The 1,328-nt window shown below is 56.2% G+C and carries 1 rRNA gene; it reads left to right on the top strand.

Annotation, left to right across the window (positions count from 1 at the left end):
* Positions 1-1,322, top strand: a 16S ribosomal RNA gene (locus OP498_RS18350); the annotation flags it as partial.
* Positions 1,323-1,328 lie beyond the last annotated feature (6 nt).

Genomic DNA, 1,328 nt, shown 5'->3' with positions numbered 1-1,328 from the left:
GCTATCGGATGAGCCTATGTCGGATTAGCTTGTTGGTGAGGTAATGGCTCACCAAGGCGACGATCCGTAGCTGGTCTGAGAGGATGATCAGCCACATCGGGACTGAGACACGGCCCGAACTCCTACGGGAGGCAGCAGTGGGGAATATTGGACAATGGGCGCAAGCCTGATCCAGCCATGCCGCGTGTGTGAAGAAGGCTTTCGGGTTGTAAAGCACTTTCAGTGAGGAAGAACGCCTTGGGGCCAATACCCCCGAGGAAGGACATCACTCACAGAAGAAGCACCGGCTAACTCCGTGCCAGCAGCCGCGGTAATACGGAGGGTGCGAGCGTTAATCGGAATTACTGGGCGTAAAGCGCGCGTAGGCGGCGTGATAAGCCGGTTGTGAAAGCCCCGGGCTCAACCTGGGAACGGCATCCGGAACTGTCAGGCTAGAGTGCAGGAGAGGAAGGTAGAATTCCCGGTGTAGCGGTGAAATGCGTAGAGATCGGGAGGAATACCAGTGGCGAAGGCGGCCTTCTGGACTGACACTGACGCTGAGGTGCGAAAGCGTGGGTAGCAAACAGGATTAGATACCCTGGTAGTCCACGCCGTAAACGATGTCGACTAGCCGTTGGGGTCCTAGAGACCTTTGTGGCGCAGTTAACGCGATAAGTCGACCGCCTGGGGAGTACGGCCGCAAGGTTAAAACTCAAATGAATTGACGGGGGCCCGCACAAGCGGTGGAGCATGTGGTTTAATTCGATGCAACGCGAAGAACCTTACCTACCCTTGACATCGTGCGAACTTGGTAGAGATACCTTGGTGCCTTCGGGAACGCATAGACAGGTGCTGCATGGCTGTCGTCAGCTCGTGTTGTGAAATGTTGGGTTAAGTCCCGTAACGAGCGCAACCCTTGTCCCTATTTGCCAGCGGGTAATGCCGGGAACTCTAGGGAGACTGCCGGTGACAAACCGGAGGAAGGTGGGGACGACGTCAAGTCATCATGGCCCTTACGGGTAGGGCTACACACGTGCTACAATGGCCGGTACAAAGGGTTGCAAAGCCGCGAGGTGGAGCTAATCCCGAAAAGCCGGTCTCAGTCCGGATCGGAGTCTGCAACTCGACTCCGTGAAGTCGGAATCGCTAGTAATCGTGAATCAGAATGTCACGGTGAATACGTTCCCGGGCCTTGTACACACCGCCCGTCACACCATGGGAGTGGACTGCACCAGAAGTGGTTAGCCTAACTTCGGAGGGCGATCACCACGGTGTGGTTCATGACTGGGGTGAAGTCGTAACAAGGTAGCCGTAGGGGAACCTGCGGCTGGATCACCTCCTTAAACGAC

It is taken from the genome of Halomonas sp. 25-S5 (assembly GCF_029889845.1).
Lineage (GTDB): Bacteria > Pseudomonadota > Gammaproteobacteria > Pseudomonadales > Halomonadaceae > Halomonas.
Note: the sequence above shows the minus strand (reverse complement) of the source record. Positions and strands in the feature narration are given on the sequence as shown.